This window comes from Colwellia sp. NW0002-52-1 (assembly GCF_057550865.1).
Window position 1 is genome coordinate 170,329 of sequence record NZ_BAAJLU010000007.1, and the last position, 19,047, is coordinate 189,375.

The window sequence follows — 19,047 nt, forward strand, 5'->3', positions numbered from 1 at the left end:
GCATAAAAAAACCACCTTTAGCTTCTATTCTTATGTCGAATAAAAGTTAACCGGTGGTTTTCTAACAGGTTTTATCTTTTAAAATTATCTCGTCAAATAGTGTCGATAATTAAACTTACATAGTGACAAATTCTTCAGCAGACGTTGGGTGAATAGCCACTGTGTTATCAAAATCAGCTTTGGTTGCGCCCATTTTCATTGCAACAGCAAAACCTTGTAGTAATTCATCGCTACCAAAACCAATACTATGAATGCCCACTATTTTTTCTTCTTTGCCGACACAGACCAATTTCATGCGTGTTGGGTCGCGATAGTCTTCTGTAATAGCTTGATACAGCGCAGTAAATTGAGAATTGTAAACTTTAACCTGATCTTCACCATGCTCAGCAATAGCTTCAGCTTCTGACAAACCAACCGTACCAATAACAGGGTGACTAAAAACTACAGTAGCAATATTAGAATAATCTAAGTGCTCGTTCGGTTTGTTGTTAAATAAACGTTCACACAAACGACGACCCGCAGCTACGGCTACAGGCGTTAATTGTGCTCGACCCGTATTATCACCTACCGCATAAATGCCATCAACATCAGTGTTTTGGAATTTGTCTGTCGGAATAAAGCCGCGCTCGTCAAGTGTAATACCCGTTGCTTCGATATTAATATTGTCGGTTGCAGGTTCACGACCAATGGCCCAAATTAGGCTGTCTACTGGTCCAATACTTTTGCCATTTTCTAAATGAATAGTTAATTTACCATCGTTATGTTTTTCAACTCGTGTTGGTACACTCATGGTGTGTAATGTAGGACCATGTTTAGCCATTTGCTCGACTAAGGTGTCGCTTAGCATGTCGTCAAAGCCACGAAGTGGCTTTTCTTTACGAACTAATAAATGTGATTCGCTACCTAAGGCATGCAAAACACCCGCAAGCTCTACCGCAATATAACCAGCGCCAACTACTGCTACTTTTTCAGGTTGCTCGGTTAATGCAAAGAAACCGTCTGAATCAATACCATATTCTGCCCCTTCAATACTTGGTCTACTTGGGCGCCCGCCTGTGGCAATAGTAATATGGTCGGCCGTATATAAAGTGCCATCAACTTCAACGGTATTTTTGTCAACAAATTTAGCAAAGCCATTAATTACGGTAACATCATTACTCGCAAATCCACGCGCATAAGCAGCATGTATGCGTTCAATATAAGCTTCTCTGTTTTCAACTAGCTTAGCCCAGTTAAAACTTTGCAGCGGTGCTTTAAAACCGTAGTCATTAGCATAATGTAAGGCATCAGCAATTTGACCGGCATACCACATAGCCTTTTTCGGTACACAACCTACATTCACACAAGTGCCACCAATGTGTTTTGCTTCGATAACGGCAGCTTTTTTACCTAAACGAGCAGCTCTGTTTGCCGAAGCAATACCACCACTGCCAGCGCCAATTGAAATGTAGTCAAAATGTTGAGTCATATTTTTACCTTATTTTCGTCAATGTATTGATTGCGGTTATACTAATTTAAGTTCTGGTGAATACTAAATACAGAAAACCAATAACTTATTACAGCAATACTTATAAGTAATATCAGACCTTAATCTGATGTTTTAAATTTCATGCACACTTTTATTTTAAGTGCTCGATAAAGTCTTCCGCTATCAGCGGTTTAGAAAACAAATAGCCTTGAATGTAGAAACATTGCTTATTCACTAAATAATTTAACTGTTCTTGTGTTTCAACGCCTTCTGCCACACATTTAATACCAAGACTTTTTGCCAAAACCAGTGTCGCCTCAATAATGGCTTCGTCTTTGCGATCTAAACCAATACCATGAACGAAGCTTTGATCTATTTTAATAACACTCAGCGGTAACCGTTTCAAATAAGATAAAGACGAAAAACCGGTACCAAAATCGTCAAGTGAAAGTAACACACCCATGTTCACTAGCTCTTTCATCGTTTCTATGGCTTGTTCAGGCTCAACAATAAAAGCACTCTCGGTAATTTCTATTTTCAATGCGCTGGCAGGCAAATTAAATTTATCTAATAAAGCCCGAATCGATGAAACAAGCTTACTATGATTAAAGTGTTTGACAGAAAAATTAACCGAAAGATAAAAATTCGGCCGGTATTTACGCCAACGCTGTAATTGTATGAAACCTCTTTCCATGGCTTGTTCAGTCATAGGTATAAGCATACCTAACTCTTCTGCAAGGGCAATAAACTCTACTGGCGATATAACTTCATTATTGTGGCGCCATCGCATTAAAAGTTCAGCGCCAACGGCTATGTTATTATCTTGTGTATTGATGATTGGCTGATATACGTTAAAAAATTCTTGTTCGTTTAACCCTATTTTCAAATTAGCTTCGTTTGTTAGTCGTGCTTTTGCTTCTTTATTCATTTGCTCGGTAAAGAATTGATAATTATTACGACCTAATTGCTTGGCGTGATACATAGCAACATCAGCATTTCTAAACAATTGCTCAGAGTCTTCTGCATCATTTGGATATAGCGAAATACCAATACTTGCGCCGATACTGACTAGATTATTATGTAAGGTAAAAGGTTTCTGCACTATATCGATAATTTTCTGCGCTATGTGTGCAAGATCATTAACGCTATTAAATCGCTCCAGGAGAACGACAAACTCATCGCCACCAATACGAGCTAACGTATCTTCTGATCGCAAAGACGTGGTAAAAAGTGTTGAGACCTCTTTTAATAACAAATCACCAAATTCATGCCCTAAAGAATCATTAACTTGCTTAAAGCGGTCGAGGTCTATAAAGAATAACGCGATTGGCGTTCGACTTCTGCGCGAAGAGGCTATAGCTTGCCTTAGTCGAATTAACAATAACGCTCTATTAGGTAAACTTGTTAGGTGATCATAATTGGCCATCACATGTAATTTTTTGCGCCTTAATTGTCGAAATCTAATCCAGATTGAGATAACAACAATGATAACAACGGCATAAAAAGTATAAGCAACGGGCGAAAGCCAAGGTGCATAATTAACATGAATACGAAGAAACGCCGGGGTTGAATATTGCCCTGTTATTGTTGATTTTACTTGCACCTGAAAAGTGTACTGACCTGCATCTAGATAAGGAAATACAACATAATTTTGTTGGGTTTCAGGAAACGAAACACTACCGACAAAGCCATATTTAAATATGGGATTCTCATTTTTTCCAAAAGTGAAGTCACTAAAATCTATGCGAATACCAAAATCATCATAATTTAAGTATATTTCTTCATCATTAAAAAGTCGGCTTGAAGTGTTAAGTGTGCGCGATAATGCATCAACGCTCACAATACTAACAGCGTTCAAATCGTCTTTATTTTTACTATTAAGTTTTATCGGGTCAAAAATACTGACACCTGAAATACCACCATAAACAAATCGCCCATCAGCTAATGTCAAAAAAGCCCCAGCATTGAACTCTGAACTTGCTAAACCATCAAACTTATTAAAACGACGTATATGCTGATCAGTCGAGCGTATTCGATATATTCCGCTGTGGCTCGACACCCAAACATTATCTTCACTATCAACTTGAACGCCATAAAGGTTTACATCTAAAATGCTATTGTGTTCATCAAAGAAATGCTTAACCTCAAAGGTGCTAGGGTCGATAGCTATTAACCCAACTTGCAAATATGAAAGCCAAATAAGGCCGTTGCTATCACGACTCCAATTATCGACATAACTAAAACCATCTCTTGATACGCCTTGAGGACGGTAAACTGGCGTTAACTTTTTAGTTGATTGATTATATTCCCATAACGTATCTGTACCTGAAATAAGCACATTATTAGGGTCATCAGAAAATGAAGGCATGATATGCCAAACATAATTGTTATCAAAATAATCAGGTAAATTATCAAGATTACTTACTTCACCTGTAAGCGCATGAATTTTTTGAACACCTTGTTTAGAAGTTAACCAAATATAGTTATCAATACTTTCGATGCTTAACCAGTCGTTAGCATTCGTTAATACTTTATGTGTTTCTTCAGGAAAATTGGGCGTTATTATGCTTTTTTTATCAACATCGAAAATAACAATACCAGAAGCCGTTGATAGCCAAAGTCGCCCAAGGTAATCTTTTTCAATGTCATAAATGTTACTTTGCGTAAATGTTGTTTTATTGTTGTTATTCAACAGATAACGTTGAATATTGTCGGTGACTAAATTAATAAGATTAAGACCATTATTGGTTCCTACCCACAATCTATTTTTTTGTGTGCTGACTATAGAAGTAACATTGCCATGAGATAAACTATTTAGATTAGAATAATCATAGTTATAAGTGGTTACTATTTCAGACTTAGGATCCCAACGATACGCACCAGAACTATTAGAGCCCATCCATAACAAGCCATTACTATCCACCAATAAACTAATAACACTCGGGTCTGCAACTGCCTTGAAATGTTCACTAAACTTAAATAAAAATTCATTCTTATGTGTAGCAGTATCAATGCGATAAACCCCTTGAGTTGTTGCCACATAAATAATATTTTCTGTGGCTAACAATTGCCAAACAGAGGTATTTTCAATCGCTATTTTGTAGGGTAGGTATTCACTTTTAGCCTGCAGAAATGCGGTTAAATCTTGCTCAGAAAAACTAAAAACACCATCGTTTGAGCCCAAGTAATAATGACCGTTTAAAAAAACAGCACTATAGGATTTTGAAGACTCTAATTCATTAAAGTTACTGCCCGCCGTTGGGCTATGCAAAACCGGAGGTAATTGAATAATCTGTTCTGCTTCGACGTTATATACGAAAGTCCCTGCTCGGCTAAAAAACATTAATCGTTCATTTAAAATTGCTAAACCGTATAGCATATCAGCACCAGATAGATACAGTGTAAAATCGAGTTTCTTTATAACTACGCCAGATTTTGCATCGTAATTAATAGCGGTATTCTCGGTTAAAAACCATAAACTGTGGTTTTTTTTATCCTCAATAATACGCCAAATTTCTAAATCATTTTTATTAAAGCCAATACTAAAAATTAACTGATATTCTTCTGTTAAAGGGTTATAGCTATATAAGCCTTTACCCGATAAAGAAATCCAAACTAAGCCATCGCTTGCCACATAAATATTGTTAACACTAAATTTATTAAAATCATTGTCAGGGCCCATTAAGGTGCTGACTTTATAGCCATCATAAATGTTAATACCATTTTCTGTGCCAAACCAAATATACCCTTGTTTATCTTGTGCTATCGCTTGCGCGCTTGCCTGTGACAAGCCATCTTCTACCGTAACTCTCTCAAGCATTACGTTATTCATTTTTGCCGTGGCTGAATCAGAGAAACCACAAAAGAAAACAACAATTAAAACTGCTATCAAAAATAAAAACTGATTGATTTTTAACATATTTTCAAAAACTCAATTCTCGATAATAAAAAATGAAATAATAAATGGTACTTACATAAAAATTAAGTATGGCACTGTTTCACAAAAATTTACTTACATTACAAGTAATAATAGCATGTTGCTCTTCACTATTTCATAGGGGCACATATTTATACTACTCAACAACTAAAGCCTTGAATTAATCTATTCTGCCCTTATCTTTACTAGCAATGTCTAACAACAAATAGTGCCCATTATGACCAACCCATTATTACAAACCACACCGTTACCGCAATTTTCTAAAATCAAACCTGAACATATTAAGCCTGCGGTTGAAGAGTCTATTGCCAATTGTAAAAATATTATTGGCGAAATATTGGCTAATAATACGGAGTTTACCTGGGATAACTTGGTTGCACCTATTGATGAAGTTGACGACGTTTTAGGTAAATTATGGTCACCTATTTCGCACATGAACTCAGTGGTAAGCAGCGATGAGCATCGCGAGGCTTACGAGTCATGCTTGCCACTTTTATCTGAATACGGCACTTTTGTTGGGCAACATGCTGGCTTATTTTCAGCTTATCAGCAATTAAGTGAAAGTGCAGCGTTTAAAGAGCTGAACACGGCTCAGCAAAAAGTAATTAACAACGCTTTACGCGATTTTAAACTTTCAGGTATTGCGTTAAATGAACAAGACAAAAAGCGCTACGGTGAAATTTCAACCCGTTTATCTGAACTTAGCTCAACCTTTGGAAATAATATTCTTGATGCTACACAAGCCTTTAGCGTTAATATTACTGACGAGAAAGAGCTTACTGGTTTACCCGAGAGCGCAAAAGAAGCCGCAAAAGCCTTAGCCGAATCACAAGAAAAGTCAGGGTGGTTATTTACTCTAGACATTCCAAGTTACTTACCGGTAATGACTTACTGTGACAATCAAGCATTACGCGAAAAAATGTATCGCGCCTTTGTAACACGCGCTTCAGAAATAGGGCCAAACGGCGGCGAATTTGACAACAGCCCAATTATGGCAGAATTACTCGCATTACGTCACGAGCTTTCTACTTTGTTAGGCTTTGACAGCTTTGCCGATAAATCGTTAGCCACAAAAATGGCGCAAAACACTAACGAAGTATTAGGATTTTTAGAAGATTTAGCGGTTAAATCAAAATATCAAGGCGAACAAGATTTTGCAGAAGTTACAGCCTTTGCAGAAAAAACTTTTGGTCAAAGTAATTTACAAGCTTGGGATTTACCTTATTACAGCGAGAAATTGAAACAAGATCGCTACGCTATTTCTGACGAAGAACTGCGCCCATATTTTCCAGAAAGCAAAGTGGTAGCCGGCTTATTTGAAGTTGTGCATCGCTTGTTTGGCTTACAAATTAGCGAACGAAAAGACGTGGATACTTGGCACAAAGACGTTAAGTTTTTTGATGTTTTAGACAACAAACAACAGCTGCGTGGTAGTTTCTATTTCGATTTATATGCTCGCTCGAAAAAGCGTGGCGGTGCTTGGATGGATGATTGCGTTGGCCGTCGTGAATTAGCTAACGGCGATATTCAATACCCCGTTGCCTACCTTACCTGTAACTTCAATGGCCCCGTTGGCGATAAGCCCGCTCTCTTTACACATGATGAAGTCGTCACCTTATTCCACGAATTTGGCCATGGCATCCATCATATGTTAACGCAAATTAATGCCGCAGGAGTTTCAGGCATCAACGGTGTGCCATGGGATGCTGTTGAATTACCGAGTCAATTTTTAGAAAACTGGTGTTGGCAACCAGAGGCATTAGCCTTTATTTCTGGTCATTACCAAACCAATGAGCCTTTACCTCAAGATATGCTCGACAAAATGTTAGCAGCGAAAAACTTTCAATCTGCCATGCAAATGATCCGTCAACTTGAATTCAGCTTGTTCGACTTTAAAATGCATGCGCAATACTCACCAGAAAAAGGTGATGAAATTCAGCAGGTGTTAAATCAAGTGCGTGAAGATTACGCAATTATCAAAGCACCTGATTTTAACCGCTTTCAGCATAGCTTTGGCCACATTTTTGGTGGTGGTTATGCAGCAGGCTACTACAGCTATAAATGGGCTGAAGTATTATCGGCAGATGCATTTTCTCGTTTTGAAGAAGAAGGCATTTTCAACCAAAAAGTTGGGCACGACTTTTTAACCAATGTGTTAGAAATGGGCGGTTCAAAAGAGCCAAGCGAATTATTTAAAGCCTTTCGTGGTCGCGAGCCTAACATTGACGCATTATTACGTCATAGCGGCATCACAGGTTAAATTCCATGGCATTAGAAACAATTGACGAAATTTATCAACGCGCCGCAGCCCGCAAAGGTGGCGCAGCCAAGCTCAATATATTGCTGGGCGCTGGTAAACAAGACCACTTATTAACAGCAATTCCTGACGATCGCTTTTTATCTGAGTTCAGTAAAAAGGTTTTTCAGTCAGGCTTTGTTTGGCGCGTTGTTGAAAACAAATGGCTAAACTTTGAAGAAAGCTTCTTTAATTTCAATATCGAAAAAGTGTTGATGATGCCAGAAGAAATGATGGAGCGAAAAGCCGCAGATCCCAAAATTATTCGAAACTTTAATAAAGTAAAAACCATTAAAGCCAACGCACAAATGATTTTTGAAGAGCAGCAACAAGGACATAGCTTTGCTGAGTTCATTGCCAAATGGCCAAGCGACAATATTATCGGTTTATGGGCTTATTTGAAAAAGCATGGTCAACGCCTTGGTGGCAACACAGGCCCTTATGCTTTAAGAGCTTTAGGCAAAGATACATTTTTGCTTAGCCGAGACATTGAAGCCTATTTTCGAGCACACGATATAATTACTGGCGGTATTCAAACAAAATCAAGCTTAAATGCCATTCAAGCAAGCTTTAATACTTGGCAGCAACAGTGTGACTTATCGTTAGGGCAAATCAGCCGTTTGGTTGCTTATGCCACAGGTGATAATCATATTCATTTAGAAGAAGTTGCTGATGTTGAATAAAATTGCTGTTGCCTATGTTGATGCAGTTGACGTTGATAAAGCCAAAAAAATTGCCAAAAAATGGCAGTTAGATTATATCGGCGATATCGCCGCCATAAAAAATCACCCAGAGCTATTATTTGCCTTACAAGTTAATTTACAACGCCTAGAACTTAGCAAGCTTGATGAACCAAAATTGGGCGCTATTTGCGTTGATTTTGTCGATGGTGCTACCGCGCATCGTCGTAAATTTGGTGGTGGACGCGGTCAAGACATTGCCAAAGCCGTAGGCTTAAAACATGGCTTTACGCCAAATGTACTTGATGCTACCGCAGGTTTAGGTCGAGATGCATTTGTATTAGCCACCTTAGGTTGCAACGTTACCATGATGGAGCGTATGCCCATTGTAGCCGCCTTGCTCGAAGACGGTTTAGAGCGAGCAAAATTAAGTACAGAAATAAACGACATTACCAATCGCATGAGCTTAATTAACTCTTCATCGATTGAAAACATGACCTTAGCCGAACCACCCGATGTAATTTATCTCGATCCTATGTATCCACACCGAGAAAAATCGGCGGCCGTAAAAAAAGAAATGCGTGTGTTTCAGTCATTAGTGGGTGAAGATCTTGATGCCGACAATTTACTCGCGCCAGCGATTGCCCTCGCAAAATATCGCGTAGTGGTTAAACGCCCAAGTTATGCGCCACCGCTTGCAGGTAAAACACCGTCTACTAGCATTAACATGAAGAAAAACCGTTTCGATGTTTATGTTAACTTAGCTATTCCTAAGAATAACTAAAAATAGATTGGCTAAAAATGCTCCTTGCATTTGGAGCATATTCTCACTTTATTTATACTCCTTGAGCCGCTCGACATCTTGCAGACGTACTGTAGCTTAGTTCTACTAAATAACGTATCAGTCGTCTATTAGCTTCATCACCTTAAATTTGTCACATTCGTGTCACTTAACCGTAACGTAACTGTCATATAAAAAAGTAAAAATTTAGCATGTTTTAAAAACGTTATTTACAAGGTTGAATGTTAGTGCGGGTTTCAAGTTTTTCAAAAATTTCCGTTATTGCGGTCAGCTTATTTGCCGTCGTTTTTTTAACAACCATGTTCCATGTTGGTAGTTCGCTATCATCTAGCCGCGCAGAACTTGCTAACTATCAAACGCTAAAATCCGCAACCACCGTTAGCTTCTACCGTACCATTGCACAATATTTACGATCTGGCGATGCCACTTTATTAACTCAAGCACAACAGCAATTAACATACATTAGACAGCAAAGTACACAACTTAACTTTCCTCGTTTAAAGGCTAAAATTGAGCAACAAACGGCTAAACTAGATAATGATATAAGCACAAAATATCGCGCCTTAGGAAAACTCAGTGGAGACCCTCTTGCTCTACTAAGAAACTCAGAACAAGACATGCTTTCGCTTTCTTATTCTTTGGCTGAATATGCACAAGTTAGTGATAAACTGAGTATTAAACAGCGCCTCAATTACTTAACAAACACTCAATTAATTACTAAAAGCATTAATGAGCTGATACATAGTCGAGAAAAGTTATTTCTTGCTGGCACTACTAGCGCTGCGCACATAAAAATTATTACACTTGAGCTACAGAGTTTAATAGCAAAGCTAGAAGAAATGCCTGCTTTAGCTATATATGCTGACGTGGATCAAGATGATTTTTTTGCTGATGAAGAAGACAATGAAGACTTAGCAAACGATGCAATACATGAGCTACGTTCAGTCAACAATCGCTATCTTAATGAGGTTAATAATACCTTAGCACTTAAGCTAAGCAGTCGAAAAGGCCTTCAACAGCTAACAGAAGACGTTGAAGCATTAGAACAAATTATTCTTATTGGCGAATCAACAATTACTAGCAAACAACAAGCATTAAATAATCAACTTATGTGGATTGTTTGTGGCTTAACGGCATTTTTAATTATTTTTCTTGTGACTAATTATGTCTTACAACGTACGGTTATTTTAAACCCTTTGCGCAAGCTTCGCGATAGCTTTGTCGCCTTAGTTGAGCAAGGCAAAGTAGATAACATTAAAGGGATTTCTGTTAAAACAGAACTCGGCGAAATATCGTCAAGCTTTAATGAGATGGTAAATAAGCTTGCTCACGACGACAGACAAAAAGCACACCAACTTGACTTAGTCGCTAATGCACTTAAAGCCATGGAAAGCCAAGTACAAAATATTTATCAATCGTCTGCAAGCACTAGTGACCATGTGCAAGGCGCACGTGAAATAATGGCGGCACTTGGGCAAGCTACTGAAACAGTTAACGACTTATCTGGCCAAGTTGTTGGTAATGCCCAAGCGACTCAACAAGCAATGGAAGCGAGCCAAGCCCGTGTTGGACAAGTATTAAAGGCCAGTGAATCAACCAATATGGCTGCACAGGAAAGCAAAGCGGCTATTTCCTCACTTTCTCAATCAGTAAACAGTGTAACCTCGATTGTTGACGTTATTGCCGCGATTGCCGACCAAACTAATTTACTGGCATTAAATGCCGCTATTGAAGCAGCAAGAGCTGGAGAGCACGGTAGAGGTTTTTCGGTAGTCGCAGATGAAGTAAGACAGTTAGCAGGTAAAACACAAGAGTCATTACAACAAATTTCAGCGAAGCTTGAGCAATTACAAAGCGCGACCAACTCAATTCAAACCACCATTATTGATATAGAAACCGCATCAGCCAATCAACAAAACATTGCCGATGAACTTCAACAAACGGCTATAGAGGTTACAGGCCAAGCGAAAGTTTCGGCTGAGGTTGCCCAAAACACTTTAGAACAAATTACCCTACAGCGAGAACAGTTCATTACGTTTGAAACCGCTATGAGTAATGTTGACCAAGAAGTGAATCAATCACAAAAGCTTGCCGAGAAAATAACTCAAGATGTTAATAGCCATATATCAGGTATTTCCGATACCTTAAAGCAAGCTAGCTAACGCAAGTATGGTTAATTAATTCCATCTAATTCGTGCGCTGTGCTATACATTATTCTACACTAGCTTAAACAGTATTTAGCTTTTGATTACACCATAAACATTAGCCTAAAACCGTAAGTTACGGGCTCTATTCACTTAACAATAATGGAAATATTATGATCGCATTAAATGCAGCTATGCCAGAAGGCCAATTACAAGAATTAAAAAATGGTGAAATGCTCACCCACAAAACCGCTGAATTATTCGCGAACAAAAAGGTAGTTATGTTTGCCGTACCTGGTGCATTTACCCCTACGTGTTCAGAAACTCATTTACCGGGTTATGTTGTTTTAGCTGACGAATTCAAAGCCAAAGGCGTTGATGCAATTATTTGTGTGGCAGTTAATGACGCATTTGTAATGTCATCTTGGGGTAAAGCGCAAAATGCTGAAAACCTAATGATGCTTGCTGATGGCGATGGTAGCTACACAAAAGCGTTAGGCCTTGAAATGGATACCGCCGCTTTTGGTGGTTTACGCTCACAACGTTACGCTTTGATTATTGAAAGCGGCGTTGTAACAACATTAAATGTTGAACAGCCACAGAAGTTTGAAGTTAGTAATGCAGAAACAATTATCAAACAACTTTAAACGACTTTAAACAATGTAGTTAACCGTTGTTTATCAAAGCAGGGAGCCATTGGCTCCCTGCTTTATTCTGTGCATTAATTATGCTCAAAGCCTTAATCACTCAAGATTAATTACTCGCCTTCAGTTTGCTTAATCATCTCAATGCTATAACCAGTTGGCGCGTCGTTATCAGCCTCTACAATTAAAAATAGCTCATCGGAGTCTTCATCAAGTGTCAATTGAAAGCTTGATAAAATAACCTCACTGCTATCAACCTCTGCAACGGCAAACACTTGATAAGTATTATTTTGTAAGAAGATAGATTCGGGTTGGGCGTAAACAGCACTGCGGTTATACAATGCGGTTTCAATGGTTTCATCACTGCGCACAAAATAAAATTTCACAAAATTAAAATCGTCGCTATCGACTAAATCAATCATCGTAATTTGATGATCGTATATACTTTCGCGTGTGCTGTTTGCTACCACAAGAGATTTAATCGTTATTTCAATCTCATCAACAATACCGTCATTGTTTTCATCAACATTACCGTCGCCATCTAAATCCACATCTTCTTCATCTAAGTAAAAGAATACAGTTTTATTGGTGTTTTCAGCCAAACTGAGTAAATGATTACTTAAAAGGCGTTCAGTAGTACCCGGAATTAATAAATCTAAACTGTAATCACCTTTATCTTGAACTTTAGTTTCGCTGTAGTTTCCAATTTCAAGTGCTGATATTTCTGCTTCATCATCAACACCATTAATATATATATCTAACGTACCAGTATAATTAGGGATTAATTCGTGCTCTCTAATCGCATTGTATGCTCGAAATTGCGCTTCAGAGTCAGTATCTAAATATTCGGTAATTGACGAGTTAGACATTCTATCCATAGCATAAGGCGAGGTACCTGAACCGGTATTTTCTCGAACTATCATCACGTATTGTGCAGGAAATGCGTAATCTATATCGTCTGAAGTAAATAGCACTTCTTGCGTTCCAGACTTAGTGATGTAGAAAATATATTCGTCTTGATCAAATTTTTGATTATCCGATAACTGCTTATAGTTGTATTGACCAACAAGTTTTGCTTCATTAAAGGTTTCGTCAGACTCAGACATATAAAAATCTACGCCAGCTGAATCAGGATGTAAATTTAATACCCGTAAGTTGAATAAATCATCATCTTCGTCTTCTTCATCGTCAAGCATTTCGATGCTGTAGGTTTGTACTTGAGCAGCCGTAATATCGTCAGTTAATACCACAAGTTCAATGGTATCGGTTGTAACATTAACTTGCCCTTCTGCAACTAACTCAAGATCATCACGGTCGCTACTGTCTTCGTCTTGCCAACCCATTTCATAAAAGTAGCTGCCAGTGTCTATTTCAAAAGCACTTAGCGCTTCTGTATAAGCGACACCATTAAAAGTAACTTCAAAGTTATCCGCATCGTCGTCATCGTCTGAATCCAGATCTTGATCTAAAGTCAGAATAATATCTGGTGCATTCTTTGAACTGTTATAAAATTTTACATAACCAATATTTGAGCTGTCACTGCCGCCGCCACAAGCAGCCAGTACAAATGCGGAAGAAAGTAACAGTATTTTTGCAGGCGAAATAGTTGAAAGTAGGTTGGAGTTAAAGCGCATATATTTTTCCAATAGAGTTAATTGTCACGACTGTACAGATATAACTGCCAGCTTATTTGTGCTTACACCTGTTAAACAGCTGAGATAGCACTACGTAGAGCGGCATTTTATGTGTAAGTTCAACGATTCACAGTATCTTTGCACTTCTTTACTTAACCCTACATTTCCTGACATAGCGGCCGACTCATGCAAGTTTATAGTTAACATTTTATTCACTATTTTAACTTATCGCCCTACTTTGTTATCTCACGTATAATGCTGACATTAAAAGCATAAACTAGGTTATTTCGTTGATATTTTCTGATGTAATTATTATTGGCGCTGGCGCTGCAGGCTTAATGGCTGCTGCAACTGCTGGCTATCGTGGCAAAAGCGTAACCGTTGTGGATATGGGTAAAAAGCCCGGTCGAAAAATACTCATTTCAGGTGGTGGGCGTTGTAATTTCACCAACGAAAATGCCAGCGCTGAAAACTACTTATGCCAAAACCCTCACTTTGCTAAATCAGCATTGAGTCGCTATAGCGCGCAAGATTTTATTGAACTCGTTGATCGCCATGGCCTTAATTATCATCATAAAACCTTAGGGCAATTATTTTGTGATAACAGCGCGCAAGACATCGTCGATATTTTGATGACCGAATGTGAATGGGCCGGAGTTAATATTGCCCTGCGCAGCGAAGTAATATCAGTAAGTAAAAATGAAACCGGTTATGTGGTAGTTACCTCAGGTGAAAGTTACCAGTGTGAATCATTAGTTATTGCCTCAGGTGGCTTAACTATGCCGAAATTAGGCGCCAGCCCAATAGGCTATAAAGTTGCTGAGCAATTTGGTTTAAACGTTTTACCAACAATGGCAGCTCTAGTGCCCTTTACTTTACACGACCACGACAAACAAAAGTTTGATGGTTTATCAGGCATTAGCTTAGCGACTGTAGTGACAAGCGAAAACGGCACCTCATTTAAAGAAAATATATTATTTACCCATCGTGGCTTATCTGGCCCCGCCATCCTGCAAATATCGTCATTCTGGCGCTCAGGACAAGCGGTAACTATAAATTTATTGCCAAAAACTTCGATCGAAAATTTACTCATACAATGGCGAGAAACTAGCGGCCAGAAATCCCTAAAAAACATGCTCGCAACCATATTACCCAAGCGCTTTATTGAAGCATTAGTAAAGCAAAAAGATATAACCGATAAAGCCATCAACCAAATTAGTAACGACGAAATTACTTATCTAAGCCAATATCTACATAACTGGCAAATAAAACCCAATGGCACCGAAGGCTATAGAACCGCTGAAGTTACTTTAGGCGGTGTCGACACCGATGAATTGTCATCAAAAACTTTCGAAGCTAAAAAATCGAAAGGCTTATTTTTTATTGGTGAAGCTATTGATGTAACAGGATGGCTTGGGGGCTACAATTTTCAGTTCGCGTGGAGCAGTGGAGTTGCTTGTGGGCAGGCGGTTTAGCTAATATTGAGTAATAATAAGTCCTATATATTCATTAACATTTTAAAGCATTATAACATCCCCAAGCGTTACTCGTCCTTATGTGGTGTTAGCTTATCAACTGTGTTCAAGTTGTTTTCAATGCAGCAGTCATTTTCTTGGGCACTTTCAATGGTTACTCTATTTTTTCCGCTTTGTTTAGAATGATAAAGCGCGATGTCGGCCTGTTTCATCGCTTTTTCGAAGTCGAGATAGTCGCTAGGTTGGCATAGTTTAAAGCCAGCGCTGGCGGTAATCGATAAGTCGTTACCACCAAGTGTTGGCTTTAAGCCGCGAATTCCTTCAATTAAACGTGTTGTTAAGCTGTCGAGATCAGATTCTTTTTCAATCGCTACCGCAAAGGCAAACTCTTCTCCGCCGTATCGACAAAAAACCTCATCTACTCGACAAAATCTTTCTAAATAGCTTGCTAGCTCTACTAAGATTAAATCACCTGCATCATGGCCATGTGTGTCGTTTACCAACTTAAAGTCGTCAATATCTATTAGGCCAAAAGCAATTGATACTTTCCTTCTATTGCAAGACTTAATCAGTCGATGTACTTGATCGATAAAAAAACGGCGATTAGGAATATTAGTGAGAGGGTCAAAAAATGCAATTTTTTCTAATTTTTCGTTGGCTTTTTGTAGTTCAATTGTTCTTTCTCGCACTAATTTTTCAAGCTCGTTTTTTAAAGACTTTAGTTCTTGATTTCTAAACTGTAGCTGTTCTAAATGAAACTTTCGCTCCGAAACGTCACGCTCTATTGCGCCAAAATGCGTTACTTCTCCAAATTTATTTTTTAACGGAATAATATTCATTTCAACCCAATAAGTCTTACCATTAACGGTATAATTTAAAAGAGTTTCTGTAATAGCTTGTTTATTTTTAAGCGCTTCACTAATACGCGCCATGGCAGTTTGGTCGGTAAGATCGCCTTGTAATATTCGAGGTGTTTCGCCGATTACGTCTTCTTTTTTATAGCCGGTAAGTGTTTCAAAGGCTTTATTAACGTAAACAATTTTAGGCCCTGTTGGATATTGAATATTATCGGCTTCGCACACAATGACAATATCTTGCGTATTTTCAACAATGTCTGAGAAAAAATATAATTGTTTAAAGTCTGATATGTCATTAAAGGTAACAATAATTGCACGAGTATCGCTTTCTTCATTACCTTCTGGGTAAGCATTTATCATAACCCAAAGTGATTTATTAGCGTTTATTATGCCTATTATTTCATTGGTAACGGGTTTTCTCGTACGCTTTACCTTGTTTACGGGAAAGTTTTCTTCAGCTAATTTATTACCAGCATAATCTAAAAAGTCCCATTGAAAATCGGCAGTTGCTTTGTTATTCATATCTTCAAAACTTACACCTAACAATTTCAACGCTGTTGGATTAGCATATACAATTGAGGTATCCCATCGATGAACAACAACCCCTACATGCGCTTTTTCGAGTAAATTTTTTAGATTAAGACCATAAAAATCTGTCATTTCGCGCTCACTTCTTAAATGCATCTTTTAAGCTTAGAAGACTTTGAGATTTTTATGCAAATTAATACTATGTATTCCCTAAAAAAGCTCAATTAATATGCGGTAATTGCCGCAAAATCTGGCCAGGCAGGCTTTCTAATGGTATAAACGCGCCATAGAATTAATATTTGCAGTAGTGACCAAAATTTCTTAATCGAATTACTGCGCTAACAAATAAAGGCTGTTGCTAATTACGATGAAAATTCATCGCAAGGCACTGAAGAAAAATGAATTTAACAATAGAATTTAATAAACCAGAAATTAAAACTAGCTTTGAATGGCAGTTAATACAGGAAGTTAACGTTAAAAATGACGACAACCAAGTTATTGCTAAAGCAGAGATTGAAATAATTACCCTAAACAAGCACCGTGGCGCTGACGAAAGTTATGAATTACTTAGCCAACAAGATGCGACTGATTGGGAAGTACCTTTAAATTTGTTCTTTAAAAAACAGAATATTGCTGCTGACTTAGTCGAAAAATTTCAAGCCAAAGTAGACGCAAAAGCGAAAGATCATATTTTGATTGAAGCGATTAGTGTACTACCGGCATTTCGCCAGCAAAAAGTTGCTACATTTTTATTAAACGAAATAGCTCAGCATTATAATAAAGTGCAATCTATTTCATTATTAAGTATGCCGATGAATTTGTTTGTTGATGCACAAGATTGTGAAACTGAAGAAAACAAAGCGTATTATCAAGCGATGAACTTAACAGATGATGCCTTAACTCAAGACCAATTAAGCGCATTTTTTGCAAAGGCTGGCTTCAGCCATTTAGCCATTAATGACAGTGCCTTAGAAGCGCCATTACCTTTTAACGTGTTTATGACTAGCCCAAATACCATCACTGCATAAATGTTGCATTGTGTTCGATAAACACAACATGTTAAGTTAATTTACTAATGCAGCATAAGCTAGATGCCGCGTTAGTAAGTTAATGACCTGCCCTTGCATGTTACCTACGTTGAACACTTGAGTTAGCCATTTGAGCTAACCACATGAATTAACGTTTTACTTTTTCATGTTTAAGGCTTGCTACGCTTAATACGCTTTATTATTTGCTTGGCGCCAGCATATTCATAAAATGGATAAATATTTAGCTCTACAATTGCGACCATATTTTTCTCAAAGTTCGTCATATTATCGGCTTTAATATCGCTTAAGCCCTCGATAAAATGAGCTTCTGACAAGTTACAATTATTCTTACTAGCGGCCATCAGTTCAGCAGAGGTAATTTGTTGATTAGCATAATTTAACATCTGTTGATGCCAAGGTTTAAGGTTTACATTTGTTAAACCTGTCTCGGTAATTTGTTTTGCGACATCGGGTTTACCTAACATTTTAAAAGCATGCGCCCCATATAGCACACCATAAAAACTTCTGTCGTTACGCGTAATATATTCAGGCATTAGGTCCGCCGCAGTTTGCCAGTTAAAGTTAACCACATTAGACAAAATAGCGAGGTATAAATCGTCAGTACTTAGGCTTTGCATGTCTTTATCAGAAAAATAGGCGGTAAGCGCTTTATTGTTGCCAAGCCAAAACTCAGATTCCGCTAAAGCACTTTTAAAGTCAACATCAAGTGAGGCAGCCTTTTTAGCTGAAAAGTTTGACATGCGAAGTTTGCCCATCAACCTTAATACCGTACTTAATTGCATATGATAATAAGCGTTTTCTGGGGCCTGTTTTACTAATAGTTTATAATCTTCAAATACTTGAGTTAATTGCTGACTAGCATCTTTATGACAAAGGTTATCGAATATTTTATCGACTCTGTATTCATTTAAAGCGCCTAAAATATCGCTGCTTTCAGGATTATGTTTGGCTGCAGTTTCGAGCACGAATAAGGCTAATTGTAAGTTGTTTTGTTCTACGTATGTTGCAGCAAGCGCCATGTTTCCGTTAATAAATTTTGGATTATCGTGCACTGTTTCTTGTAAAATTTTAATGCGCTCTTCAATACTTAAACTTCCTCGTGGCGCGAGCGGAAGCTTCATATATACCGGTGGTGCAATATCAATCGTTTTTAGAAAAGGCTGTTGTTGAAAAAAACTCTGCCAATAGGCTACATCATAACTGTTAGTGCCAAAGCTTTTGATCAAATTCAAACGATAATAGTTTAATAACACATCGTGATTATATGGCTGGCGTTTATATAGTTCATCATAAGAGGCAATAACTTGGTTTAAGGTATATAAGTTCTTATTGGCCTCATATTCTTGTAATTTCTGCAAGGCTAATTGGGTTAACGCTACGGTGTCTTTTGGGTATTTGGCAGCTGTTGCTGCTAACGAATTATCTAATGACGATTGATTAGCTGTTGCTCTGCTAGGTTCTTTTTTCGTACTTGCACAGGCACTAAGCAAAAGAATTGAAGTCATTAAAACAGGTAAAATAATTTTCATCTCT

The 19,047-nt window shown here is 38.0% G+C and carries 12 protein-coding genes; 7 read left to right on the top strand and 5 right to left on the bottom strand.

Annotated features, from left to right (window positions below):
- Positions 1-115: 115 nt before the first annotated feature.
- On the bottom strand, positions 116-1,468 hold the full coding sequence (gene gorA, locus AC27H3_RS09435; protein ID WP_487105649.1) for a glutathione-disulfide reductase: 1,353 nt from the start codon (positions 1,466-1,468) through the stop codon (positions 116-118).
- A 151-nt stretch (positions 1,469-1,619) separates the two neighbouring features.
- Entirely contained in the window at positions 1,620-5,360 is a 3,741-nt protein-coding gene (locus AC27H3_RS09440; RefSeq protein WP_487105651.1) for an EAL domain-containing protein, read from the bottom strand.
- A 262-nt stretch (positions 5,361-5,622) separates the two neighbouring features.
- On the opposite strand from AC27H3_RS09440, the gene prlC reads away from it, so the two are divergent.
- The 5 genes from prlC (at position 5,623) to AC27H3_RS09465 (ending at position 11,974) form a co-directional block, all read left to right on the top strand.
- Positions 5,623-7,665 carry an oligopeptidase A gene (prlC, locus tag AC27H3_RS09445; RefSeq protein ID WP_487105653.1) on the top strand — a complete coding sequence of 681 codons (2,043 nt, stop codon included), beginning with the start codon at positions 5,623-5,625 and terminating at the stop codon, positions 7,663-7,665.
- Between the two features lie 5 nt (positions 7,666-7,670).
- Complete coding sequence (locus AC27H3_RS09450; RefSeq protein ID WP_487105655.1) at positions 7,671-8,384, top strand: DNA-3-methyladenine glycosylase I; 714 nt, start codon at positions 7,671-7,673, stop codon at positions 8,382-8,384.
- Positions 8,374-9,165 carry a class I SAM-dependent methyltransferase gene (locus AC27H3_RS09455; RefSeq protein ID WP_487105657.1) on the top strand — a complete coding sequence of 264 codons (792 nt, stop codon included), beginning with the start codon at positions 8,374-8,376 and terminating at the stop codon, positions 9,163-9,165. Before AC27H3_RS09450 ends, AC27H3_RS09455 begins: the two co-directional genes overlap by 11 nt.
- A gap of 245 nt (positions 9,166-9,410) precedes the next feature.
- Positions 9,411-11,345, top strand: coding sequence for a methyl-accepting chemotaxis protein (locus AC27H3_RS09460; protein WP_487105659.1), 1,935 nt, complete (start codon positions 9,411-9,413; stop codon positions 11,343-11,345).
- Positions 11,346-11,500: 155 nt separating this feature from the next.
- Positions 11,501-11,974 carry a redoxin family protein gene (locus AC27H3_RS09465; protein ID WP_487105661.1) on the top strand — a complete coding sequence of 158 codons (474 nt, stop codon included), beginning with the start codon at positions 11,501-11,503 and terminating at the stop codon, positions 11,972-11,974.
- Positions 11,975-12,084: 110 nt separating this feature from the next.
- Here AC27H3_RS09465 and AC27H3_RS09470 read toward each other — a convergent pair whose 3' ends face one another.
- A complete protein-coding gene (locus AC27H3_RS09470; RefSeq protein ID WP_487105663.1) occupies positions 12,085-13,605 on the bottom strand; it encodes a hypothetical protein in 1,521 nt (506 codons plus the stop codon).
- 290 nt (positions 13,606-13,895) lie between these two features.
- Between AC27H3_RS09470 and AC27H3_RS09475 the strand changes: the two genes are divergently transcribed.
- Complete coding sequence (locus AC27H3_RS09475) at positions 13,896-15,080, top strand: BaiN/RdsA family NAD(P)/FAD-dependent oxidoreductase (protein WP_487105665.1); 1,185 nt, start codon at positions 13,896-13,898, stop codon at positions 15,078-15,080.
- 68 nt (positions 15,081-15,148) lie between these two features.
- Here the strand turns inward: AC27H3_RS09475 and AC27H3_RS09480 are convergent, their stop codons facing one another.
- Positions 15,149-16,597: a sensor domain-containing diguanylate cyclase gene (locus tag AC27H3_RS09480; RefSeq protein WP_487105667.1), complete on the bottom strand. Its 1,449-nt coding sequence runs from the start codon at positions 16,595-16,597 to the stop codon at positions 15,149-15,151.
- A gap of 266 nt (positions 16,598-16,863) precedes the next feature.
- Here AC27H3_RS09480 and AC27H3_RS09485 point away from each other — a divergent pair, with 266 nt between their 5' ends.
- On the top strand, positions 16,864-17,493 hold the full coding sequence (locus tag AC27H3_RS09485) for a hypothetical protein (protein WP_487105669.1): 630 nt from the start codon (positions 16,864-16,866) through the stop codon (positions 17,491-17,493).
- Between the two features lie 170 nt (positions 17,494-17,663).
- On the opposite strand, the gene AC27H3_RS09490 is transcribed toward AC27H3_RS09485, so the two are convergent.
- Entirely contained in the window at positions 17,664-19,043 is a 1,380-nt protein-coding gene (locus tag AC27H3_RS09490; RefSeq protein ID WP_487105671.1) for a tetratricopeptide repeat protein, read from the bottom strand.
- Positions 19,044-19,047 lie beyond the last annotated feature (4 nt).